The following is an 18334-nucleotide window of genomic DNA, read 5'->3' on the forward strand; positions in this document are numbered from 1 at the left end:
GGCTTACCGTTTGGCTTTCTTGTCCGCCGCATGACCGCGATAGGTGCGGGTGGCAGCGAATTCGCCCAGCTTGTGGCCAACCATTTCCTCGGAGACGTGCACCGGGACGTGTTGGCGACCGTTATGGACTGCAATGGTGAGCCCGACCATGTTGGGCAGGATCATGGAGCGACGCGACCAGGTCTTGATCGGCTTGCGATCGCCCTTCTCCACTGCAGCCTCAACCTTCTTCAGCAGATGAAGGTCAATGAAAGGACCTTTCTTCAGTGAACGTGGCACAGCCGTTACCTCTTAATGTCTTGGCGTATGGTCTCAGCCCCGTGCCTTGCGGCGACGGATGATGAGCTTGTCGGTGCGCTTGTTCTTGCGCGTCTTGTGGCCCTTGGTGGGAACGCCCCACGGGGACACCGGATGACGACCGCCGCTGGTGCGGCCTTCGCCGCCGCCGTGCGGGTGATCAACCGGGTTCATGGCCACGCCGCGAACGGTCGGACGCACGCCTCTCCAGCGCTTCGCACCGGCCTTGCCAAGTTGACGCAGGCTGTGCTCGGAGTTGCTCACTTCCCCCAGGGTCGCGCGGCACTCGGCCAGCACCTTGCGCATTTCGCCGGAGCGCAGACGCAGGGTGGCATAGTTGCCTTCACGGGCGACCAGCTGGGCGCTGGTGCCGGCGCTGCGGGCAATCTGAGCGCCCTTGCCGGGCTTCAGTTCGATGCAGTGCACGGTGGAACCCAGCGGGATGTTACGCAGCGGCAGGGTGTTGCCCTTCTTGATGGCTGCGTTGACGCCGGACTCGAGGCGGTCGCCAGTCTTCACGCCCTTGGGCGCGATGACATAGCGACGCTCGCCGTCCAGGTACTTCAGCAGCGCGATGTGGGCGCTGCGGTTGGGATCGTACTCCAGGCGCTCGACGACGGCGGGAACGCCATCCTTGGTGCGCTTGAAGTCGATGACCCGGTAGTGCTGACGGTGACCACCGCCCACGTGGCGGGTGGTGATGCGACCGTTGTTGTTGCGTCCGCCGCTGCGCGACTGCTTTTCCAGCAGGGGCGCATAGGGCTTACCCTTGTGCAGATCTTCGCTGACGACCTTGACCAGGTGGCGACGACCGGCGGATGTGGGTTTAGTCTTGACGATTGCCATGATCCGTACTCCTGCCCTTATTCGGCGCCAGTGAAGTCTTCGAGCGTCTCACCAGCGGCCAGGGTCACGTAAGCCTTGCGGTAGCCCTGGCGGCGGCCCAGACCGTGCGCGGTGCGCTTGGTCTTGCCCTTCATGTTCAGCACCTGGACGCGATCGACCTTCTTGCCGAACAGCGCCTGAACGGCCTGCTTGATCTCGGGCTTGGTCGCGTCGCTGGCCACCTTGAACACATACTGGTTGCGCTCGGCGGCGAAAGCGGCCTTCTCGGTCACATGGGGACCAAGCAGAACCTTGAATACGCGCTCCTGGTTCATGCCAGCTTCTCCTCGAATTTACGCAGGGCGGAGACGGTGACCAGCACCTTGTCGAAGGCGATCAGGCTCACCGGATCGGCGGCAGCGACGTCCACCACATCCACGTTGGGGATGTTGCGGGCGGCCAGATAGAGCTTCTCGTCGACCTCTTCGGTCACGATCAGCGCCTTCTCCAGGCCCAGCTCCTCGAGCTTCGCCACCAGCTGCTTGGTCTTGGGCGCATCGACGCTGATCGCATCGACGGCCACCAGGCGCTCTTGACGCACCAGCTCGGACAGGATGGCGCGCATGGCCGCGCGGTACATCTTGCGGTTGACCTTCTGGGTGTAGTCCTGCGGACGGGCCGCGAAGGTCACGCCGCCGCTGCGCCACAGCGGCGAGCGGATGGTGCCGGCACGGGCACGACCGGTGCCCTTCTGACGCCACGGCTTCTTGCCGCCGCCGCGCACTTCGGAACGGGTCTTCTGAGCGCGGGTGCCCTGACGACCACCGGCCAGGTAGGCGGTGACGACCTGGTGGACCAGCGCCTCGTTGAATTCTTTGCCAAAGGTGGCGTCGGACACTTCGACGGTACCCGCGCCTGCAGCAAGATTCAGATTCATCGGTTTATCCCCTTCAGCCAGCTTTGACGGCGCTGCGCACGATGACGTCGCTGCCGGTGGCACCGGGCACGGCACCCTTGATCAGCAGCAGGTTGCGTTCGGCGTCGACACGGACGACTTCCAGGCTCTGCACGGTGCAGCGGACATTGCCCATCTGACCGGCCATTTTCTTGCCCTTGAAGACGCGACCCGGGGTCTGACACATGCCGATGGAGCCCGGCGCGCGGTGCGACAGGGAGTTACCGTGGCTGTTGTCCTGGGTGCGGAAGTTCCAGCGCTTGACGGCGCCCTGGAAACCCTTGCCCTTGGAGGTGCCGGCCACATCGACCATCTGGCCAGCTTCGAAGAGGGATACGGTGAGTTCGCCGCCCACTTCCGGAGCCTCAGCGCCCTCTTCCAGGCGAAACTCCATCAGCGAACGACCGGCCTCGACACCCGCCTTGGCGTACTGACCCGCCTGGGCTTTGGTGAGGTGCTTGGCCTTGCGAGAGCCGGTTGTCACCTGAATCGCGGCGTAGCCGTCAGACTCAACGGTCTTGACGCGGGTTACGCGATTGGGATCAACCTCGATCACGGTCACGGGCACGGATGCGCCATCTTCGGTGAAGACACGGGTCATTCCGGCCTTCCTACCGACTAAACCGATAGTCATTCTCAGTCTCCTATAGTGTACGGGGCTATCACCCGCTATGGCTGCCCTTTCCAGAGCATTCCACTAGCACGTTGTGTGGCGCCTCACGGCGCGGCGGCTGCTGCTCGAACGCTGGCGACGAGCGCTGGGCCGCGGGTGTCTAGTGTTATCAGTCGAGCTTGATCTGCACGTCCACGCCGGCGGCGAGGTCGAGCTTCATCAGGGCATCAACGGTCTTTTCGGTCGGCTCGACGATATCGAGCACGCGCTTGTGAGTGCGGATCTCATACTGGTCGCGCGCGTCTTTATTGACGTGCGGCGAGATCAGCACGGTGTAGCGCTCACGGTTGGTCGGCAGCGGGATCGGACCGCGCACCTGAGCACCGGTACGCTTCGCGGTCTCGACGATCTCCGCGGCGGACTGGTCGATCAGGCGATGGTCGAAGGCCTTCAACCGAATGCGAATCTTCTGGTTCTGCATTTGCCCTAAACTCCAATGGATGTCGACGGCGCGAGCCGTCTACCCACGCATTTAAAGGATGCGCATTATAGGCGCGGCGCAACCGAGTGTCAAACACTCGTCGCGCTGCGCAGAAAGGGGGCCCCTCGCGGAGCCCCCTTCGATCAATCAGCAGCCGGTCGCTTACTGAACGATCTTGGCCACGACGCCGGCGCCGACGGTACGACCGCCTTCGCGGATGGCGAAGCGCAGACCTTCGTCCATGGCGATCGGAGCGATCAGGGTGACGACCATCTTGACGTTGTCGCCCGGCATGACCATCTCGACGCCTTCCGGCAGCTCACAGGTACCGGTCACGTCGGTGGTACGGAAATAGAACTGCGGACGGTAGCCCTTGAAGAACGGCGTGTGACGACCACCCTCTTCCTTGGACAGCACGTACACCTCGGCTTCGAAGATGGTGTGCGGGGTGATGGTGCCCGGCTTGGCCAGGACCTGGCCACGCTCGACTTCGTCACGCTTGGTGCCGCGCAGCAGGGCGCCGACGTTCTCACCGGCACGCCCTTCGTCGAGCAGCTTGCGGAACATCTCGACACCGGTCACCACGGTCTTGGTGGTGTCCTTGATGCCGACGATCTCGATCTCTTCGCCGGCCTTGATGATGCCGCGCTCGATACGACCGGTGACCACGGTGCCGCGACCGGAGATGGAGAAGACGTCCTCGATCGGCATCAGGAACGGCTGATCGATGGCGCGCTCCGGCTCGGGGATGTACTCGTCCAGGGCCTTGATCAGGTTGGCAACGGCGGTGGTGCCCATGCCGTTGTCGTCCTTGCCTTCCAGCGCCATCAGGGCGGAGCCGGTGATGATCGGGGTATCGTCGCCCGGAAAGTCGTACTCGTTGAGGAGCTCACGCACTTCCATCTCGACCAGCTCGAGCAGCTCCTCGTCGTCGACCATGTCTGCCTTGTTCAGGAACACGACGATGTACGGAACGCCAACCTGACGAGACAGCAGGATGTGCTCGCGGGTCTGCGGCATGGGGCCGTCGGCGGCGGAGCAGACCAGGATAGCGCCGTCCATCTGGGCAGCACCGGTGATCATGTTCTTCACGTAGTCGGCGTGACCCGGGCAGTCGACGTGCGCGTAGTGGCGCTCTTCGGACTGATACTCGACGTGAGAGGTGGCGATGGTGATACCGCGCTCACGCTCTTCCGGGGCGTTGTCGATGGTGTCGAACTCGCGCCAGTCGCCACCGAACACCTCGGCAGAGACGCGGGTCAGGGCCGCAGTCAGAGTGGTCTTGCCGTGGTCGACGTGACCGATGGTGCCGACGTTGACGTGCGGTTTGGAACGTTCAAATTTTTCCTTAGCCACTTCGATAACCTCTTTACGTTAGCTAACGGTTAACCGATTAACCTTTCTGGTTGATGACGGCTTCAACGACGCTGGAGGGCGCCTCGTCGTACTTCGCGAACTCCATGGAGTAGCTCGCACGGCCCTGGGTCTGAGAGCGCAGATCGGTGGCGTAACCGAACATCTCGCCCAGCGGCACCATTGCGCGGATGACCTTACCGGAAGAAGTGTCATCCATGCCCTGCACCAGACCGCGACGACGGTTCAGGTCGCCCATGACGTCACCCATGAAGTCCTCGGGGGTCACGACCTCGACCTTCATCATCGGCTCCAGCAGCACGGCCTTTGCCTTCCTGGCACCTTCCTTGACTGCCATGGAAGAGGCGACCTTGAACGCGTTCTCGTTAGAGTCCACGTCATGGTAGGAACCATCGTACAGCGTAACTTTGACGTCGATCATCGGGTAGCCCGCGATGACACCGTTCTGCAGCTGTTCAAAGGCCCCTTTCTCGACGGCGCCCACGTACTCCTTGGGCACGACGCCGCCAACGATCTCGGAGGCGAACTTGAAGTGCATCTCTTCGTCTTCGCCCTTGTCCGCGTCGGTGAGCGGCTCGATGCGCAGCCAGACGTGGCCATACTGGCCGCGACCGCCGGACTGGCGAACGAACTTGCCTTCCTGCTCCACGCTGCCGCGGATGGTTTCGCGGTAGGCCACCTGCGGCTTGCCGATGTTGGCCTCGACCTTGAACTCGCGACGCATGCGGTCGACGATGATGTCCAGGTGCAGCTCACCCATCCCGGAGATGATGGTCTGGCCGGTCTCCTCGTCGGTCTTGACCTGGAAGGAGGGATCCTCCTGAGCCAGCTTACCCAGGGCCACGCCCATCTTCTCCTGGTCGGCCTTGGACTTCGGCTCCACGGCCACGGAGATCACCGGGTCCGGGAACTCCATGCGCTCGAGGACGATCTTGCTCTCCAGATCGCACAGGGTGTCACCGGTGGTGACGTCCTTGAGGCCGATGCAGGCGGCGATGTCACCGGCGCGAACTTCCTTGATCTCTTCGCGGGAGTTGGCGTGCATCTGAACGATACGACCTACGCGCTCCTTCTTGCTCTTCACGGAGTTGAAGACGCTATCGCCGGAGTTGAGCACGCCTGAGTAGACGCGGATGAAGGTCAGGGTGCCGACAAAGGGATCGGTGGCGATCTTGAACGCCAGGGCGGCGAAAGGCGCCTTGTCGTCCGCTTCGCGGGTGGCGATGGTGCCATCCTTGTCGTCCAGCTCACCCTCGATGGCCTTGACCTCGGTGGGCGACGGCAGGTACTCGACTACGGCATCCAGCACCGCCTGCACGCCCTTATTCTTGAACGCCGAACCGCAAGTGACCAGCACGATCTCGTTGTCCAGGGTGCGGCGACGCAGGCCGGCCTTGATCTCTTCCTTGGTCAGCTCGCCGCCTTCCAGGTACTTGTCCATCAGCTCTTCGGAGGCCTCGGCAGCCGCCTCGATCATCTCCTCGCGATACTTCGCGGCGGTTTCCTGAAGCTCGGCGGGGATATCGACCAGGTCGTAGGTCGCACCCAGATCCGCTTCGTTCCACAGGATCGCCTTCATCTCGAGCAGGTCGATGACGCCCTTGAAGTCTTCCTCGGTACCCCAGTTGATCTGGATCGGAACGGCGTTGGCGCCGAGACGCTCCTTGAGCTGGTCGACCACCATGAAGTAGTCGGCGCCGGTGCGGTCCATCTTGTTGACGAACACCATGCGCGGCACTTCGTACTTGTTGGCCTGACGCCAGACGGTCTCGGTCTGCGGCTGTACGCCGGAGGAGCCGCACAGCACCACCACGGCACCGTCGAGCACCCGCAGCGAACGCTCCACCTCAATGGTGAAGTCGACGTGCCCCGGCGTGTCGATGATGTTGATGCGGTGCTCATCGAACTGGCGGTTCATGCCCTTCCAGAAGGTGGTCACGGCAGCGGAGGTAATGGTGATACCCCGCTCCTGCTCCTGCTCCATCCAGTCGGTGGTGGAGGCACCTTCATGGGTCTCGCCCAGCTTGTGGTTGATGCCGGTATAGAACAGCACGCGCTCGGTCGTGGTGGTCTTGCCGGCATCGACGTGGGCGACGATCCCGATATTACGATAGCGGTTGAGTGGAGTCTTGCGAGCCACGGTGGAACTCCCCGTTGGTTGGCGATGCGCTTAGCGGCGCTGCGCTTAGAAGCGGTAGTGAGAGAAGGCCTTGTTGGCTTCTGCCATGCGATGCACGTCTTCACGCTTCTTGACAGCGGAGCCCTTGCCTTCGGAGGCATCGAGCATTTCGCCTGCGAGACGCTGCACCATGGTCTTCTCGCCACGCTTGCGGGCGGCGTCTACCAGCCAGCGCATGGCCAGCGCCTGGCGGCGCGAGGGGCGAACTTCCACGGGCACCTGATAGGTCGCACCGCCGACGCGGCGGGACTTGACCTCGACCATGGGCTGAATGGCTTCCAGCGCCTTGTCGAAGATCTCCAGCGGCTCTTCTTTACTGCGCTCGGCAACCGTGTCCAGCGCACCGTAGACGATGCGCTCAGCTGTGGACTTCTTGCCGCTGACCATCAGGTGGTTCATGAACTTCGCCAGACGCTCACTTCCGAACTTGGGATCCGGCAGAATCTCGCGCTTGGCTACAACTCTTCTTCTAGGCATGACAAGCCCTCTGTGAAGGGTCTTTCAGGCAAACCCGGCACTCACGCCATTACGCGACTCACGCTGCGCTGACGCCGTCCGGCCTTACTCTTATCAGACCGATATCAAAAAACGGTGGATACGAACGTCCGGGCCGATCAGGCCTTGGGACGCTTGGTGCCGTACTTGGAACGGCCCTGCTTACGGTTCTGCACGCCGGAGGTATCCAGGGCACCGCGCACGGTGTGGTAGCGCACACCCGGCAAGTCCTTGACACGGCCGCCGCGGATCAGGACCACGGAGTGTTCCTGAAGGTTGTGACCTTCACCGCCGATGTAGGAGGAAACCTCGAAGCCGTTGGTCAAGCGCACGCGGCAGACCTTACGCAGGGCCGAGTTCGGCTTCTTCGGGGTGGTAGTGTAGACGCGGGTGCAGACGCCGCGCTTCTGCGGGCAGGCCTGCAGCGCCGGCACGTCGCTCTTGGCGGCGGGGCGCTTGCGCGGCTTGCGCACGAGCTGATTGATCGTTGCCATATTGGTAGCTGACTCCAGTGGTTGCCTTGCCTTGCAGCGGGCGCGGGCGTACCCACCCCACTGTTAAAGGCTGCGCATTCTAATGTCTCACGTGCCCCGGCGTCAAGCCGGGGCACGTGGCCCCTGCCTGACGCGGCACGCGGTCTACAGGTCGTCGTCGTCCGAGTCTAGCGCGGTGAGCTGAGCGCCCAGCTCCTGCTCGACGTCGAAGGCCGACGGGTGAAGCAGCCGCTCGCTGTCCTCGCGCTTGCGGCGACGCTCCTGGTGATGGGCCAGGCCGGTCCCGGCCGGGATCAGGCGACCCACCACCACGTTCTCCTTGAGGCCGCGCAGGTAGTCGCGCTTGCCGGTGACCGCCGCCTCGGTCAGCACCCGGGTCGTCTCCTGGAAGGAGGCCGCGGAGATGAACGACTCGGTGGCCAGGCTGGCCTTGGTGATGCCCAGCAGCACACGCTGGTAGCGAGCCGGGAACTTCTCGTCCTTCTCCAGGCGCGCGTTCTGCTCCAGCACCCGCACCAGCTCCACCTGGTCGCCGGGGATGAAGTCGGAGTCACCGGCGTCGGTCACCTCTACCTTGCGCAGCATCTGACGCACGATCACTTCGATGTGCTTGTCGTTGATGCCCACGCCTTGGAGGCGGTAGACCTCCTGGATCTCGGCAGTGATGTACTTGGCCAGCTCCGCCACGCCCAGCAGGCGCAAGATATCATGCGGGTTGCTCGGGCCGTCGGAGATCACCTCGCCCTTCTCCACGGTCTCGCCTTCGAACACCGCGATCTGACGCCACTTGGGGATCAGCATCTCGAAGGGATCGCCGCCGTCGGTCGGAGTGATGGCCAGGCGGCGCTTGCCCTTGGTCTCCTTGCCGAAGCTGATCACGCCGCTGATCTCGGCCAGGATCGCCGGCTCCTTGGGCTTGCGTGCCTCGAAGAGGTCCGCCACCCGGGGCAGACCCCCGGTGATGTCCTTGTTGCCGGACGCCTCCACCGGAATCCGCGCCACGATCTCGCCGACCCCGATCTGGGTGCCGTTATCGACCGAGACGATGGCCTTGCCGGGCAGCAGGTACTGCACCGGGGTGTTGGAGCCCGACACGCAGACCGGCTCGCCGGCCGCGTCGGTCAGCATGACCATCGGGCGCTTGTCGCGGCCGGCCTGGGGCCGCGCCGCCGACTCGATCACCTCGATGGAGGAGAGACCGGTCATCTCGTCCACGCTGCGGTGGATGGTGACACCCTCATCCATGTCGGTGTACTGCACCTGACCCTCGACTTCGGCGATGATCGGGTGAGTGTGCGGGTCCCACTTGGCCACGGCCTGGCCGGCATCGACGGCGTCGCCGTCCTTGACCGAAAGCTCGGCACCGTAGGGCAGCTTATAGTACTCGCGCTCGCGGCCGTGATCGTCGGCGACGGCCAGGGCGCTGGAGCGCGACACCACCACCAGCTTGCCGTCGGCGCGCTCCACGAACTTCATGTTGTGCAGGCGCACCCGGCCGCCGTGCTTGACCTGAACGCTGTCCACCGCGGAGGCCCGCGAAGCGGCGCCGCCGATGTGGAAGGTCCGCATGGTCAGCTGGGTGCCCGGCTCACCGATGGACTGGGCGGCGATGACGCCCACCGCCTCGCCGATGTTGACCTGGTGACCCCGCGCCAGATCCCGGCCGTAGCAGGAAGAGCAAACGCCGTGACCGGATTCACAGGTGATGGCGCTGCGCACCACGATCTCGTCGACGCCCATGGTGTCGAGTCGCTCGCACCAGGCCTCGTCGAGCAGCGTGCCCTTCTCGATCAGCACCTCCTCGGTGGCCGGGTCGACGACGTCCTGGGCCACCACCCGGCCCAGCACGCGCTGGGCCAGGGAGACGATGATGTCGCCGCCTTCGATCACCGGGTGCAGGGTCAGGCCGCGCTCGGTGCCGCAGTCGGTCTCGGTGATGACCATGTCCTGGGCCACGTCGACCAGACGACGGGTCAGGTAGCCGGAGTTGGCGGTCTTGAGTGCCGTGTCCGCCAGGCCTTTCCGCGCGCCGTGGGTGGAGATGAAGTACTGCAGGACGTTCAGGCCTTCACGGAAGTTGGCGACGATCGGCGTCTCGATGATCGAACCGTCCGGCTTGGCCATCAGGCCGCGCATGCCCGCCAACTGGCGGATCTGGGCGGCACTGCCCCGGGCACCGGAGTCGGCCATGATGAAGACGCTGTTAAAGGAGTCCTGCTCGACCTCGTTGCCGTCGCGATCGGTGACGGTCTCCTTCTCGATCCCGCGCATCATCGCCTTGGCCACCTTGTCGTTGGCCTTGGACCAGATGTCGATCACCTTGTTGTACTTCTCGCCAGCGGTGACGAGACCCGAGGAGAACTGATCCTCGATCTCCTTGACCTCGGCCTCGGCCGCATCGACGATCTCGGCCTTGGCCTCGGGGATGACGAAGTCGTTGACGCCGATGGAGGCGCCGGACCAGGTCGCCAGGCGGAAGCCGGTGTACATCAGCTGGTCGGCGAAGATCACCGTCGGCTTGAGGCCGGCGCGGCGATACACCTCGTTGAGCAGCTTGGAGATCGCCTTCTTCTTCATCGGCTGGTCGACCAGCTCGAAGGGCACGCCGTCGGGCAGGATGCGGAACAGCAGCGCCCGCCCCACGGTGGTGTCGTAGAGGTTGCGCACGATGCTTTGCTCGCCGCTCTCCTCGTCGATGACCACTTCGGTCAGGCGCACCTTGACCCGGGCGTGCAGATCGACGTGCTGGGTACCGAAGGCGCGCTCCACCTCGTTGAGGTCGGCGAACACCATGCCCTCGCCCTTGGCGTTGATGCGCTCGCGGGTCATGTAGTAGAGCCCCAGCACCACGTCCTGTGAGGGCACGATGATCGGCTCACCGTTGGCCGGCGACAGCACGTTGTTGGTGGCCATCATCAGCGCCCGGGCCTCGAGCTGGGCCTCCAGGGTCAGCGGCACGTGCACCGCCATCTGGTCGCCGTCGAAGTCGGCGTTGTAGGCGGCGCAGACCAGCGGGTGCAGCTGGATCGCCTTGCCCTCGATCAGCAGCGGCTCGAAGGCCTGGATGCCGAGACGGTGCAGGGTCGGGGCGCGGTTGAGCAGCACCGGATGCTCGCGGATGACATCGGCGAGGATGTCCCACACCTCGGGCAGCTCGCGCTCGACCATCTTCTTGGCCGCCTTGATGGTGGAGGCGTAACCCAGCGACTGCAGCTTGGAGTAGATGAACGGCTTGAACAGCTCCAGCGCCATCTTCTTGGGCAGGCCGCATTGGTGCAGGCGCAGGGTCGGACCCACGGTGATCACCGAGCGGCCGGAGTAGTCGACGCGCTTGCCCAGCAGGTTCTGACGGAAGCGCCCCTGCTTGCCCTTGATCATGTCGGCCAGGGACTTCAGGGGACGCTTGTTGGAGCCGGTGATGGCACGTCCGCGGCGGCCGTTGTCCAGCAGCGCGTCCACCGCCTCCTGCAGCATGCGCTTCTCGTTGCGCACGATGATGTCCGGCGCGTTGAGGTCGAGCAGGCGCTTCAAGCGGTTGTTGCGGTTGATCACCCGACGATAGAGATCGTTGAGGTCGGAGGTGGCGAAGCGTCCGCCGTCTAGCGGCACCAGCGGGCGCAGGTCCGGCGGCAACACCGGCAGCACCTCCATGACCATCCACGCCGGGTCGTTACCGGAGTTGAGGAAGGCCTCCAGCAGCTTGAGGCGCTTGGAGAGCTTCTTGATCTTGGTCTCGGAGTTGGTCTGCGGGATCTCCTCGCGCAGGCGCTCGACCTCCTCGGAGAGGTCGATGTCCTTGAGCAGCGCCTGGACCGCCTCGGCACCCATGCGGGCGTCGAAGTCGTCACCGAACTCCTCGAGCGCCTCGAAGTACTGCTCGTCGTTGAGCAGCTGGCCGCGCTCCAGCGTGGTCATGCCGGGGTCGATGACCACGAAGCTCTCGAAATAGAGCACCCGCTCGATGTCGCGCAGGGTCATGTCCAGGAACATGCCGATGCGCGACGGCAGCGACTTGAGGAACCAGATATGGGCGACCGGGCTTGCCAGCTCGATATGGCCCATGCGCTCGCGGCGCACGGCGGCCTTAGTGACCTCCACGCCGCACTTCTCGCAGATGATGCCGCGGTGCTTCATGCGCTTGTACTTGCCGCACAGGCACTCGTAGTCCTTCACCGGGCCGAAGATCTTGGCGCAGAAGAGCCCGTCCCGCTCCGGCTTGAAGGTGCGGTAGTTGATGGTCTCGGGCTTCTTGACCTCGCCGTAGGACCAGGAGCGGATCATGTCTGGCGACGCCAGGGTGATCTTGATCGCGTCGAACTCTTCGGTCTGCGACTGCGATTTGAGGACTTTCACCAAATCTTTCATGGAGTCGGCTCCTAGCTCTCTAACTCGATATCGATGCCCAGCGAACGGATTTCCTTCACCAGCACGTTGAAGGACTCCGGCATGCCGGCATGCATGGTGTGGTCGCCGTCGACGATGCTCTTGTACATCTTGGTGCGACCCTCCACGTCGTCGGACTTCACCGTGAGCATCTCCTGGAGGGTGTAGGCGGCACCGTAGGCTTCCAGCGCCCAGACCTCCATCTCGCCGAAGCGCTGTCCGCCGAACTGCGCCTTGCCGCCCAGCGGCTGCTGGGTGACCAGCGAGTAGGAGCCGGTGGAACGGGCGTGCATCTTGTCGTCCACCAGGTGGTTGAGCTTGAGCATGTACATGTAGCCCACCGTGACCTGGCGGTCGAAGGCGTCGCCGCTGCGGCCGTCGTAGAGCGTCATCTGACCGGAGTCGGGCAGGTCGGCCAGGCGCAGCAACTGCTTGATCTCCTGCTCCTCGGCGCCGTCGAAGACCGGCGAGGCCATGGGCACCCCCTGCTGAAGGTTCTTGGCCATGGCGATGATTTCGTCATCGGTCAGGGTGCTCAAGTCCTCCACCCGGGTGCCCGGGGTGTTGTAGACCTTGCCGAGGAAGTCGCGCAGCTGAGCGACCTGCTGGTCGCGGGCTTCGCGCAGCATGGCCTGGATCTTCATCCCCAGCCCATGCGCCGCCAGGCCCAGGTGGGTCTCGAGGATCTGACCGACGTTCATGCGCGACGGCACGCCCAAGGGGTTCAACACCACGTCCACCGGCTCGCCGTTGTCGTCGAAGGGCATGTCCTCGATCGGCATGATCGCCGAGATGACACCCTTGTTGCCGTGACGACCGGCCATCTTGTCGCCCGGCTGGATGCGGCGCTTGACCGCCATGTAGACCTTGACGATCTTCAGCACGCCCGGCGCCAGGTCGTCGCCCTGGGTCAGCTTGCGCTTCTTGTCCTCGAAGCGCTCCTCCATCTCCTTGCGACGATTCTCCAGCTGCTCGTCGGCCTGGGCCAGCAGCTCGTTGAGGGTCTCGTCCTGCAGGCGCAGCTTGAACCACTGCTGGCGGGGCAGCTCCTCCAGATAGCTTTCGGAGAGCAGATCATCCTTCTTGAGCTTGGGCCCGCCGTTGACCGGCTGGCCGGCCAGAGTGCGCTTGAGGCGCTCGAAGGTGGCGTCCTCGGCGATCCGGTAGGTCTCCTGAAGATCCTTGCGCACCTCGTCGAGCTGCATCTGCTCGATGGAGAGCGCCCGGGAATCCTTCTCCACGCCGTCGCGAGTGAAGACCTGGACGTCGATGACGGTGCCCTTCATGCCGGTGGGGGCACGCAGGGAGGTGTCCTTCACGTCGGAAGCCTTCTCGCCGAAGATCGCCCGCAGCAGCTTCTCTTCCGGGGTCAGCTGGGTCTCGCCCTTGGGGGTGACCTTGCCCACCAGGATGTCGCCCGGGCCCACCTCGGCACCGATGTAGACCACGCCGGCCTCGTCCAGCTTGGCCAGGGCGGATTCCCCCACGTTGGGAATGTCGGAGGTGATCTCCTCCGGCCCCAGCTTGGTGTCGCGGGAGACGCAGGTGAGCTCCTGGATGTGGATGGTGGTGAAACGGTCTTCCTGGACCACCCGCTCGGAGAGCAGGATGGAGTCCTCGAAGTTGTAGCCGTTCCAGGGCATGAAGGCGATGCGCATGTTCTGACCCAGGGCCAGGTCGCCCATGTCCACCGAGGGGCCATCGGCGAGGATGTCGCCACGCTCGACCACGTCACCGGGGCGCACGATGGGGCGCTGGTTCATGCAGGTGTTCTGGTTGGACCGCACATACTTGGTGAGGTTGTAGATATCGACGCCGGCCTCGCCGCCGATGATCTCGTCCTCGTTGATCCGCACCACGATGCGCTTGGCGTCGACCGAGTCGATCACCCCGCCGCGACGCGCCACGGCGCAGACGCCGGAGTCCCGGGCGACGAAGCGCTCCATGCCGGTGCCGACCAGCGGCTTGTCGGCACGCAGGGTGGGCACCGCCTGGCGCTGCATGTTGGCCCCCATCAGGGCGCGGTTGGCGTCATCGTGCTCGAGGAACGGAATCAGCGCCGCGGCCACGGACACCACCTGACGCGGGGAGACGTCCATCAGGGTCACCTGCTCGGGACGCATGAAGGTGGTCTCGCCCTTGTGACGCACCTGCACCAGGTCATCGACCAGGCGGCCGTTCTCATCGACGCCAGCCGAGGCCTGGGCGATGACGAAGTCGCCCTCCTCGATGGCGGAGAGATGCACCACGTCATCGGTCACCTGGGCATCCACAACCTTGCGGTACGGCGTCTCCAGGAAGCCGTAGCTGTTGGTGTGGCTGTAGGTGGCCAGGGAGTTGATCAGGCCGATGTTGGGGCCTTCCGGCGTCTCGATCGGACAGAGGCGGCCGTAGTGAGTGGCGTGAACGTCGCGCACCTCGAACCCGGCCCGCTCGCGGGTCAGGCCGCCCGGGCCGAGTGCGGAGACGCGGCGCTTGTGGGTGACCTCGGAGAGCGGGTTGTTCTGATCCATGAACTGGGAGAGCTGGCTGGAGCCGAAGAACTCCTTGACCGCCGCAGCGACGGGCTTGGCGTTGATCAGGTCCTGAGGCATCAGGCCCTCGCTCTCGGCCATGGAGAGGCGCTCCTTGACCGCGCGCTCGACGCGCACCAGGCCGACGCGGAACTGGTTCTCGGCCATCTCACCGACGCAGCGGATGCGACGGTTGCCCAGGTGATCGATATCGTCGACTTCGCCGAAGCCGTTACGGATATGGATCAGCTCCTTGAGCACATCGAGGATATCGCGGTTGTCGAGCACGCCGGAGCCGGTGTCGGCGTCGCGACGCAGGCGACGGTTGAACTTCATGCGGCCGACGCCGGAGAGGTCGTAGCGGTCCTCGGTGAAGAACAGGTTGTGGAACAGCGTCTCGGCGGCCTCCTTGGTGGGGGGCTCGCCGGGACGCATCATGCGATAGATCTCGACCAGCGCCTCGAGCTGTGACCCGGTGGTATCCAGCTTGAGGGTATCGGAGATGAAGGGGCCACAGTCGAGGTCGTTGGTGTAGAGGGTCTCGAGGCTGGTGGTACCCGCCTGGGCCAGCTTCTCGAGCAGCTCGGGGGTGATCTCGGTATTACAGGGGCAGAGCAGCTCGCCGGTGTTGGCGTCGACCTGATCCTTGGCCAGGGTCTTGCCGTAGAGGTACTCCATCGGCACCTCGAGGCGTTCGAGGCCGGCCTTCTCCAGCTGGCGAATATGCTTCTGAGTGATCCGCCGACCTTCCTCGACGATCAGGTTGCCTTCGCCATCCTTGATGTCGAAGGTGGCGGTCTCGCCGCGCAGGCGCGACGGCACCAGCTCCACGGAGAAGCCGGAGCGCTCGATATGAAAGGTGCTGGTCTCGAAGAACTCGTCGAGGATCTCCTCGGCGCTCATGCCCAGCGCGCGCAGCAACACCGTGGCCGGCAGCTTGCGGCGACGGTCGATACGCACGAAGACGCTGTCCTTGGGATCGAACTCGAAGTCGAGCCAGGAGCCGCGGTAGGGAATCACCCGGGCCGAATAGAGCAGCTTGCCTGACGAGTGGCTCTTGCCCTTGTCATGGTCGAAGAACACGCCCGGAGAGCGGTGAAGCTGGGAGACGATGACCCGCTCGGTGCCATTGACCACGAAGGTGCCGTTCTCGGTCATCAGGGGGATCTCCCCCATGTAGACTTCCTGCTCCTTGATGTCCTTGATGGCCTTGTTCGAGGAGTCACGATCGTAGATGATCAGACGAACCTTGACGCGCAGCGGCGCGGAGTAGGTCACGCCGCGCAGCTGACACTCCTTGACGTCGAAGGCCGGGGTGCCAAAGCGATAGCTGACGTACTCGAGGGCGGCGTTGCCGGAGAAGCTCTCGATTGGGAACACAGACTTGAAGGCCGCGTGCAGGCCGATATCGAGACGCTCCTCGGCCGAACGGTCCTGCTGGAGGAAGTCGTAATAGGAATCAAGCTGGATCGCCAGCAGGTAGGGCACATCCATCACTTGGGGCAGTTTGCCGAAATCCTTGCGGATGCGTTTTTTCTCAGTGTATGAGTAAGCCATCTGTATTCCCCAGCTTGTTCACCATGGGTGACCGATGCGTGGTCGGCGCCACCCGACAGGCTCGGCCCTGTCAGGCGCTGACGGCAAGCCCCCTGTGGGTAGCTCGCCGTCGGGATTCTTCTAGCGACGCTGCGTAAGCAAGACGCTAGTGCAACAGAAAAAGGCCGGCAGCGGGAGGGCCCGCCACCAGCCGTGGAAGCTTACGCAGCGCGTGAAGCCATGGGCACAAGGATTACTTGAGCTCCACGCTCGCGCCGGCTTCTTCCAGCTTCGCCTTGGCCGCTTCGGCGTCTTCCTTGGACATGCCTTCCTTGATGGTCGCCGGTGCACCGTCGACGGCACCCTTGGCTTCCTTCAGGCCCAGGCCGGTCAGCTCGCGGACGGCCTTGATGACGTTGACCTTCTTGTCGCCGGCAGCGGTCAACACCAGGTCGAACTCGGTCTGCTCTTCGACGGCTTCGGCTTCGCCACCACCCGGGCCAGCGACCACGGCGGCAGCGGCAGAGACGCCGAATTTCTCTTCCATCGCTTCGATCAGCTCGACGACTTCCATCACGGACATGTCGGCGACGGCGTTGATGATGTCTTCTTTGGTCAGTGCCATTTTCGTATTCCTACCTTTGCGGGAGCCTCGGCGTGCCGAGCGCTCGTCTATTCAGTGTTCGATTCAGGCTGCAGCGTTGAGTTCGCCAATCAGGCGGCCGCTTCCTGCTTCTGGTCGCGCAGGGCCGCAAGGGTGCGGACCAGCTTGCCGGCGGACGCTTCCTTCATGACGGACATCAGCTTGGCGATGGCCTCGTCGTAGGTCGGCAGGCTCGCCAGACGGTCGATGTCGCCAGCCGGGATCAGCTCGCCTTCGTAGGCCAGCGCCTTGACTTCGAAGCTCTTCTCTTCTTTGGCAAAATCCTTGAACAGACGGGCGGCAGCGCCCGGATGCTCGGTGGAAAAGGCCAGCAGAGTCGGACCCACGAAGCTCTCGTTCAGGCACTCCCACTGAGTGCCCTCGAGGGCGCGACGTGCCAGGGTGTTGCGAACAACACGCAGCTGGACGCCATTCTCGCGTGCCTGCTTGCGCAGGCCGGTCATCTTCTCGACCGTAACGCCACGAGAATCGGCAACAACGACGGAGAGTGCGCCCTTGGCGGCTTCACTGACCTCGGCAACGATCGCCTTCTTGCCTTCAAGTGCTAGTGGCACAGTGATCACTCCTTCGTGCCGGAACCGCAGAGCGGTGTCCGGGGGTTACCATCTCTTCCGTCACACGCCAGGCGGCAACGGAAGTCCAGGGTGATGGTGCTCACCAGCGGCGACTGGCGGACACACCATCTGCGCAGGCATCCCTAAGCGGAAAGATTAAGCCGCTCTTCGCGTGAGGAGCGGCGCCTGCGGTCTTTGACGGTGCCCCGCCGAGACTGAATGCATCAGCGCACGGGGACCGCAAAGTTCTTGCAACCGGCCGAATCAGGCCGCGCCGATCAAACCAGCGCGGAATGATCGATGGTCACACCCGGGCCCATGGTGGTGGACAGGGTGACCTTCTTGAAATAAACGCCCTTGGAGGTGCTCGGCTTGAGCCGCTTGAGATCGGCGATCAGCGCTTCCAGGTTGCCCTGAATGGCGGCGGCGTCGAAATCGACCTTGCCAAGGGTGGTATGAATGATGCCGTTCTTGTCGGTACGGAAGCGCACCTGACCCGCCTTGGCGTTCTTGACGGCAGTGGCCACGTCGGGCGTCACGGTGCCGACCTTGGGGTTCGGCATCAGGCCGCGCGGACCGAGGATCTGGCCCAGCTGGCCGACCACGCGCATGGCGTCCGGCGAGGCGATGACCACGTCGAAATCGAGCTGGCCCTTCTTGACCTGCTCGGCCAGGTCGTCCATGCCGACGATATCGGCACCGGCTTCCTTGGCCGCATCGGCGTTGGCACCCTGGGTAAAGACCGCCACCCGGACGTCCTTGCCGGTACCGTTGGGCATCACGGTCGCACCGCGAACCACCTGATCGGATTTTCGCGGATCGACACCGAGATTAACGGCAACGTCCAAGGACTCCTTGAACTTGACGGTGGACAGCTCGGCGAGCAGGGCCACGGCCTCCTCGAGGGAGTAGGCCTTGGAGGTGTCGACCTTTTCGCGAATCTGCTGCGCACGCTTGGAAAGCTTGGCCAT

15 protein-coding genes are annotated in these 18334 nt (G+C 64.0%); all 15 read right to left on the reverse strand.

The annotated features are described in order from the left end of the window. Positions 1-3: 3 nt before the first annotated feature. Complete coding sequence (gene rpsS, locus ACZIYR_RS17015; RefSeq protein ID WP_238978570.1) at positions 4-279, reverse strand: 30S ribosomal protein S19; 276 nt, start codon at positions 277-279, stop codon at positions 4-6. A 33-nt stretch (positions 280-312) separates the two neighbouring features. Then, positions 313-1143: a 50S ribosomal protein L2 gene (gene rplB / locus ACZIYR_RS17020; protein WP_483527506.1), complete on the reverse strand. Its 831-nt coding sequence runs from the start codon at positions 1141-1143 to the stop codon at positions 313-315. Between the two features lie 17 nt (positions 1144-1160). After that, positions 1161-1457 carry a 50S ribosomal protein L23 gene (gene rplW, locus ACZIYR_RS17025; protein WP_473034926.1) on the reverse strand — a complete coding sequence of 99 codons (297 nt, stop codon included), beginning with the start codon at positions 1455-1457 and terminating at the stop codon, positions 1161-1163. After that, positions 1454-2059, reverse strand: coding sequence for a 50S ribosomal protein L4 (gene rplD, locus ACZIYR_RS17030; protein WP_473034927.1), 606 nt, complete (start codon positions 2057-2059; stop codon positions 1454-1456). Before rplD ends, rplW begins: the two co-directional genes overlap by 4 nt. A gap of 13 nt (positions 2060-2072) precedes the next feature. Next, the gene (rplC, locus tag ACZIYR_RS17035; protein WP_473034928.1) at positions 2073-2711 is read right to left on the reverse strand and encodes a 50S ribosomal protein L3; all 639 of its coding nucleotides are present in this window, start codon (positions 2709-2711) and stop codon (positions 2073-2075) included. 148 nt (positions 2712-2859) lie between these two features. Then, complete coding sequence (rpsJ, locus tag ACZIYR_RS17040; protein WP_021819602.1) at positions 2860-3171, reverse strand: 30S ribosomal protein S10; 312 nt, start codon at positions 3169-3171, stop codon at positions 2860-2862. A gap of 162 nt (positions 3172-3333) precedes the next feature. Then, entirely contained in the window at positions 3334-4527 is a 1194-nt protein-coding gene (gene tuf / locus ACZIYR_RS17045; RefSeq protein ID WP_483527507.1) for an elongation factor Tu, read from the reverse strand. A gap of 37 nt (positions 4528-4564) precedes the next feature. Beyond that, positions 4565-6685: an elongation factor G gene (gene fusA / locus ACZIYR_RS17050; RefSeq protein WP_483527508.1), complete on the reverse strand. Its 2121-nt coding sequence runs from the start codon at positions 6683-6685 to the stop codon at positions 4565-4567. Positions 6686-6730: 45 nt separating this feature from the next. Then, positions 6731-7201 carry a 30S ribosomal protein S7 gene (rpsG, locus tag ACZIYR_RS17055; RefSeq protein ID WP_238978563.1) on the reverse strand — a complete coding sequence of 157 codons (471 nt, stop codon included), beginning with the start codon at positions 7199-7201 and terminating at the stop codon, positions 6731-6733. A 137-nt stretch (positions 7202-7338) separates the two neighbouring features. Then, positions 7339-7713, reverse strand: coding sequence for a 30S ribosomal protein S12 (gene rpsL / locus ACZIYR_RS17060; protein ID WP_473034931.1), 375 nt, complete (start codon positions 7711-7713; stop codon positions 7339-7341). A gap of 144 nt (positions 7714-7857) precedes the next feature. Beyond that, a complete protein-coding gene (rpoC, locus tag ACZIYR_RS17065) occupies positions 7858-12078 on the reverse strand; it encodes a DNA-directed RNA polymerase subunit beta' (protein WP_483527509.1) in 4221 nt (1406 codons plus the stop codon). An 11-nt stretch (positions 12079-12089) separates the two neighbouring features. Then, positions 12090-16166 (reverse strand): DNA-directed RNA polymerase subunit beta, encoded by a 4077-nt coding sequence (rpoB, locus tag ACZIYR_RS17070; protein ID WP_483527510.1) that lies wholly within the window; start codon positions 16164-16166, stop codon positions 12090-12092. 232 nt (positions 16167-16398) lie between these two features. Next, positions 16399-16770 carry a 50S ribosomal protein L7/L12 gene (rplL, locus tag ACZIYR_RS17075; RefSeq protein ID WP_473034932.1) on the reverse strand — a complete coding sequence of 124 codons (372 nt, stop codon included), beginning with the start codon at positions 16768-16770 and terminating at the stop codon, positions 16399-16401. Between the two features lie 89 nt (positions 16771-16859). After that, positions 16860-17363 carry a 50S ribosomal protein L10 gene (gene rplJ, locus ACZIYR_RS17080; RefSeq protein WP_473034933.1) on the reverse strand — a complete coding sequence of 168 codons (504 nt, stop codon included), beginning with the start codon at positions 17361-17363 and terminating at the stop codon, positions 16860-16862. 278 nt (positions 17364-17641) lie between these two features. Further along, positions 17642-18334 carry a 50S ribosomal protein L1 gene (gene rplA / locus ACZIYR_RS17085; protein ID WP_483527511.1) on the reverse strand — a complete coding sequence of 231 codons (693 nt, stop codon included), beginning with the start codon at positions 18332-18334 and terminating at the stop codon, positions 17642-17644.

The sequence above is a fragment of the Billgrantia sp. NRB1 genome (assembly GCF_056921725.1).